Below are 4,961 nucleotides of genomic sequence, written 5' to 3' on the forward strand. Positions count from 1 at the left end.
GCGCGATGACCGCCGGACCGCATGCCACGGCGCCGGTCACCCACCGCGCCACGCCCGGGAACCGCCACCCGTACGCCGGGCGCGGCGGCCCGGCGGTGATTCGGGTCGGTGGGGTGCGCGATCGTTCGGGACGCCGGATAGGGTCGTGGGTATGACCCACCAGGTGCACGCCTTCGAGCCGCCGGAGCGGTTCGTCGCCGGGACCGTCGGGCCGCCGGGGGATCGCACGTTCTTCCTCCAGGCGCGCGGCGGAGGCCGGCTGGTCAGCGTCGCGCTGGAGAAGGTCCAGGTGTCGCTGCTGGCGGAGAAGCTGGAGGAGCTGCTCTCCGAGGCGCAACGCCGGTTCGGCGTGCAGCTGCCCGAGCCGGTGACCACTGTCGGCGACAACGATCCCCTGGACACGCCCGTCGACGAGGAGTTCCGGGTCGGCACGCTCGGGTTGGCCTTCGACGTGGACACCGCGACCGTGGTGATCGAGGCGATTGCCACCGGCGAGGCGGAGACCGAGGTCGAGCTCGGCGAGCCGGACGACGAGGAGGACGAGGACGACGACGTCGAACCGGACGAGGACCTCGACCGGCTCCGGGTGCGGCTGACCCCCGAGGCGACCCGCGAGTTCATCGAGCGGGCCAAGCGGGTGGTCAACGCGGGCCGTCCGCCCTGCCCGCTGTGCGGCCAACCGCTGGACCCCGCCGGGCACCTCTGCCCGCGGCACAACGGTTACCACCGGTGACCTCGTCCGGCCTCCAGCCCCGCCAGGACGGGACAGCCGCACTCCGGTTGCTCTCCGACGGTCAGCTCGACCTGGAGGGCCGGCTGGTCGACGCCTCCAACACCACCCTGCGCGGGATCCTGACGCTCGACGGCGTCTCCGCCCGCTGCGTCTACAAGCCGGTGCGGGGCGAACGTCCGCTCTGGGACTTCCCGGACGGCACCCTCGCCGGCCGGGAGGTCTCGGCGTACCTGGTCTCCCGGGCCACCGGCTGGGACCTGGTGCCACCGACGGTGCTGCGCGACGGGCCGTTCGGCCCCGGCTCGTGCCAGCTCTGGATCGACGAGCCCACCGACACCGAGCCGCTGGTCGGGTTCGTGCCGGCCGACGCGGTGCCACCGCGCTGGTTGCCCGTCGCGGCGGCCCGTGACGACGACGGCACCCCGTACGCCCTCGCGCACGCCGACGATCCCCGGCTGGCCCGCCTCGCGGTGCTCGACGCGGTGATCAACAACGCCGACCGCAAGGGCGGCCACGTGCTGGTCGGCCCGGACGACCGCATCTACGGCGTGGACCACGGCGTGAGTTTCCACGTCGAGGAGAAGCTGCGCACGGTGCTGTGGGGCTGGGCCGGTCGCCGGCTGCCCGACGACGCGGTGGAGATGCTGGACGAGCTCGCCGGCCAGGTGGCCGGCACGCTCGGCGAGGACCTGGCCGCGCACCTGACCCTCGGCGAGATCGCAGAGCTGGCCGGTCGCGTCGAACGGCTGCGGGCCGCCGCCCGGTTCCCGCAGCCGCCGCAGGACTGGCCGGCGATGCCCTGGCCCCCCATGTGAGCCCTCTGTCACGTTGATCACCCGTGGCTCGCCCCGGCGCCGTCGCAGGGATGGCTAGGCTGGCAGTCATGGAGTCTTGGGTGGGGCATGAGGTGCCGCGGCTGCCCGGCCGGGGCGGGCCACTGGCGTTGTACGACTCGGCACGGCAGGATGTCCTGCCCAGCACGCCGGGCGGCGCGGGAAGCATGTACGTCTGCGGGATCACCCCGTACGACGCCACCCACCTCGGCCACGCCGCCACCATGATCACCTTCGATCTGGTGCAGCGGGTGTGGCGCGACGCGGGGCTGGACGTGCGGTACGTACAGAACGTCACCGACATCGACGATCCGCTGCTGGAGCGGGCCGAGCGCGACGGCGAGGACTGGAAGGTCCTGGCCATGCGGGAGACCGCGCTGTTCCGCGAGGACATGGAGGCGCTGCGGATCATCCCGCCCGCGCACTACGTCGGCGCGGTCGAGTCGATCCCGGAGATCGCCGACAAGGTCCTGCTGCTGCTCAAGGACGGCGCCGCGTACCGCCTCGACGACGGCACCGGCGACATCTACTTCGACATCTCCACCGCGCCCCGGTTCGGGTACGAGTCGAACCTGACCCGCGAGCAGATGCTGGAGATCTTCCCCGAGCGTGGTGGCGACCCCGACCGGGCCGGCAAGCGCGACCCGCTGGACCCGCTGCTGTGGCGGGGCACCCGGGAGGGTGAGCCGTCCTGGCCGGGCGGGGAACTGGGCGCGGGCCGCCCGGGCTGGCACATCGAGTGCGCGGCGATCGCGCTGAACCTGCTCGGCGACCGGATCGACGTACAGGGCGGCGGCAACGACCTGCTCTTCCCGCACCACGAGTGCTCCGCGGCGCACGCCGAGCGCCTCACCGGCGCCGGGCCGTTCGCCGGGCACTACGTGCACGCCGGCATGATCGGCCTCAACGGCGAGAAGATGTCCAAGTCCCGCGGCAACCTCGTCTTCGTGTCCCGGCTGCGCGCCGACCGGGTCGACCCGATGGCGGTGCGGCTGGCCCTCGTCAGTGGTCACTACCGCAGCGACCGGACCTGGACCGACGACCTGCTGGCCACCGCTCAGGAGCGGCTGGGCCGTTGGCGGCGGGCCGCAGCCGCGACCGCCGGGCCGTCCGGGTCCGACATCCTGGCCGGCGTACGCGCGCGCCTCGCCGACGACCTGGACACCCCGGGCGCGATCGCCATCGCCGACGCGTGGGCCGACGCGGCGCTGGCCGGCACGGGGACGGACCGGGACGCCCCGGCCCTCTTCGCCGACACCGTCGACGCCCTCCTCGGCATCCGCCTGTAACCCGCCCCTCCGCCCCGCCCGCCCCGCAGTTTCGGGGAAAGTGTCGCCATTCTCGTGTCGATGGCCACTCTTTCCCCGAAACTGCTCGCCGGGGACGGTGGGAGGCGGGGGTGGGGGTCAGCCGAGGACGAGCCCGGGGTCGGGGTCCGGTTCGGCGGTTGGGGCGGGGATTCGGTACTCCTCGGTCAGGGTGGTGACCGGGCCGGGCCAGGTGGCCTGGGCGACCTCGATCGGCTTGCGCTGGCCGTCGTACGCGACGTGCAGCAGGTGCAGCACGGGCGTGTCGGGGCGGATCTGGAGGATCTCCGCCTCCTCCCGGCTGGGCTGGCGGGCGCTGATCGTGTCGGTGGCCGAGACGTACCGCCGGCCGGTGGCCTCCTCGGCCTCCTGGTAGAGCGGCCGGCCGAACGCCTCCGCGCGCTCCAGGGAGGTTCCGGCGGTGTCGGCGGGCAGGAACCAGGAGGCGCCGACCTCGACCGGGGAGTCCTCGGTGCGGACCAGGTGGCGGCGGCAGAGCAGGTCGGTGCCGTCGGGTACCCCGAACACGTCGGCCACCTCGGGCGGGGCGGGGGAGCGGCCGACGGAGACGAGCTGCTGACGGTACCGGGCGGCCAGGTCGGTGTGGTAGCCGCGGAAACCGCCGTACCGGCCACGGGAGAGGCGGTTGAGACGGCGCCGGGTGCCCCGGACGTACGTACCGGAGCCGGGTTTGGTGATCAGGATGCCCTCGACCCGCAGCTGGTCGACGGCGCGCTGCACGGTCTGCTTGGCGACCCCGAACATCTCGGCGATGGCCGGGATGGACGGCAGCCGCTCGCCGGGGCCCCAGTCGCCGCGCCGCACCTGTGCCTTGAGCTGCGCGGCGATCTGCCGGTGCGGGAACTCGGCCGCCCCCGGGTTGATCTGCATGCCCGCCTCCTTGATCGCAACTAGGTTCCTAGGATGCCCTAGGCGGTGTGCGCGGGGGAACCGACACGCCGAGAAGTCCACCGTGGACGTGCGCGGCGGTCAGGCGGGGGAGCGGCCTGCCGGCGGTGCGGACGGCGGTCCCAGCCGGCTGATGTCGTACCCGTCGGGGTAGGTCTTCGTCGTGATCCCGTCGGCGAACAGCGGAACCGCCGGGGGCCGACCGAACCACCGTCGCAGGTGGGCGCGGGCGCGCAGGCCCGCGTGCAGGCCGGCCCGCACCGGCCACGGCGGTGTCGGCACACCGGTCGCCGCCCGCAGGCGCGCGTCGTACATGGCGCTGACGAGCGCGTTACCCAGTGGCGCGAGCGGGGCGGGGATCCGGGTCAGCATCAGCATGCGGGTGGCGCGTTCGATGGCCGCGGCGTCGGCGTTCGGCCGCAGGTGCTCCCGGTCGTACGCGTCGAGCCACACCTCGAACTCCTCGTAGGAGCCGGGAATGCCGGTCACTCCCATCCGTACGCCCAGCTCCCGGTAGAACCGCCAGGTGGCCCGCCGTTCGTGGCAGCACGGACGGCGCCAGCCGTAGCGCTCCAGCCAGCGGGTCGGGACCACCACCAGGCAGCCCAGGACGTAGAGGTAGTCGTCGTTGGGGATGTCGTACGGGCGGTGGATCTGGTTGACGCGGCGCAGCGCGTCCCGTCCGCGCGGCTGGTCGAATCCGTTGAGGACCATCTCGTACATCAGCACGCCGGTGTCGTCGATGCGCTTCTGGGTGCGGTCGGTCAGCTCGCCGGTGGCCGTGTGGACCGCCGCGACACGCGGGATCGAGAACGAGCGGTTGAAGGCGAGGTTCAGGCCCAGCTTCATGTCCCACGGGAATTCGTACCGCAGCATGGTCTGGTAGATGGCCAGGTGGTCGCGGTCGGGGTCGAGCGTGCGGATCCGGGCGAGGTGGACGTGACGGTCCTTCATCGGTGGGTGTCTCCAACGGTGTCGGTCCGGGCGGTCGTCGCGGTCAGGTGCGTGGTCGCGTCGACGGTGCTGGCGACCACCGGACACCGGCGGTACGCGTCGGCGACGCGGGTGAGCCAGGCGATTTCGCCAGCGTAGCCGCGGCCCGGCCGGTGCAGGGTGTCGGCCGCCTGCGGGACGTCGGCGACCACCCCGGCGTGGTGGGCGCGCAGCCCGCAGGCCAGG

General features: G+C 73.3%; 5 protein-coding genes and 1 pseudogene. 3 read left to right on the plus strand and 3 right to left on the minus strand.

Annotated features, from left to right (window positions below):
• Positions 1–151 precede the first annotated feature (151 nt).
• The 3 genes from AB0I76_RS22340 (at position 152) to mshC (ending at position 2,855) form a co-directional block, all read left to right on the plus strand.
• Positions 152–733, plus strand: a complete 582-nt coding sequence (locus tag AB0I76_RS22340; protein WP_357038646.1) for a DUF3090 domain-containing protein — start codon at positions 152–154, stop codon at positions 731–733.
• On the plus strand, positions 730–1,548 hold the full coding sequence (locus AB0I76_RS22345; protein ID WP_357038648.1) for an SCO1664 family protein: 819 nt from the start codon (positions 730–732) through the stop codon (positions 1,546–1,548). Before AB0I76_RS22340 ends, AB0I76_RS22345 begins: the two co-directional genes overlap by 4 nt.
• Positions 1,549–1,616: 68 nt before the next feature.
• Positions 1,617–2,855: a cysteine--1-D-myo-inosityl 2-amino-2-deoxy-alpha-D-glucopyranoside ligase gene (gene mshC / locus AB0I76_RS22350; protein WP_357038651.1), complete on the plus strand. Its 1,239-nt coding sequence runs from the start codon at positions 1,617–1,619 to the stop codon at positions 2,853–2,855.
• A 117-nt stretch (positions 2,856–2,972) separates the two neighbouring features.
• Here the strand turns inward: mshC and AB0I76_RS22355 are convergent, their stop codons facing one another.
• The 3 genes and pseudogenes from AB0I76_RS22355 to AB0I76_RS22365 all read right to left on the minus strand — a co-directional run.
• Positions 2,973–3,764 (minus strand): GntR family transcriptional regulator, encoded by a 792-nt coding sequence (locus AB0I76_RS22355; RefSeq protein ID WP_357038654.1) that lies wholly within the window; start codon positions 3,762–3,764, stop codon positions 2,973–2,975.
• 99 nt (positions 3,765–3,863) lie between these two features.
• Complete coding sequence (locus tag AB0I76_RS22360) at positions 3,864–4,736, minus strand: oxygenase MpaB family protein (RefSeq protein ID WP_357038657.1); 873 nt, start codon at positions 4,734–4,736, stop codon at positions 3,864–3,866.
• Positions 4,733–4,961 (minus strand): annotated as a pseudogene (locus AB0I76_RS22365) (hypothetical protein); the annotation flags it as partial. The pseudogene AB0I76_RS22365 and the gene AB0I76_RS22360, both read right to left, overlap by 4 nt.

It is taken from the genome of Micromonospora sp. NPDC049799 (assembly GCF_040656655.1).
Classification (GTDB): Bacteria; Actinomycetota; Actinomycetes; order Mycobacteriales; family Micromonosporaceae; genus Micromonospora.

What these genes read in the sequence shown, in the direction of transcription:
- mshC (WP_357038651.1), top strand. Translation starts at nt 1,617, where the DNA reads ATGGAGTCTTGGGTGGGGCATGAGGTGCCGCGGCTGCCCGGCCGGGGC.
- AB0I76_RS22340 (WP_357038646.1), top strand. Translation starts at nt 152, where the DNA reads ATGACCCACCAGGTGCACGCCTTCGAGCCGCCGGAGCGGTTCGTCGCC.
- AB0I76_RS22355 (WP_357038654.1), bottom strand. Translation starts at nt 3,764, where the DNA reads ATGCAGATCAACCCGGGGGCGGCCGAGTTCCCGCACCGGCAGATCGCC.
- AB0I76_RS22360 (WP_357038657.1), bottom strand. Translation starts at nt 4,736, where the DNA reads ATGAAGGACCGTCACGTCCACCTCGCCCGGATCCGCACGCTCGACCCC.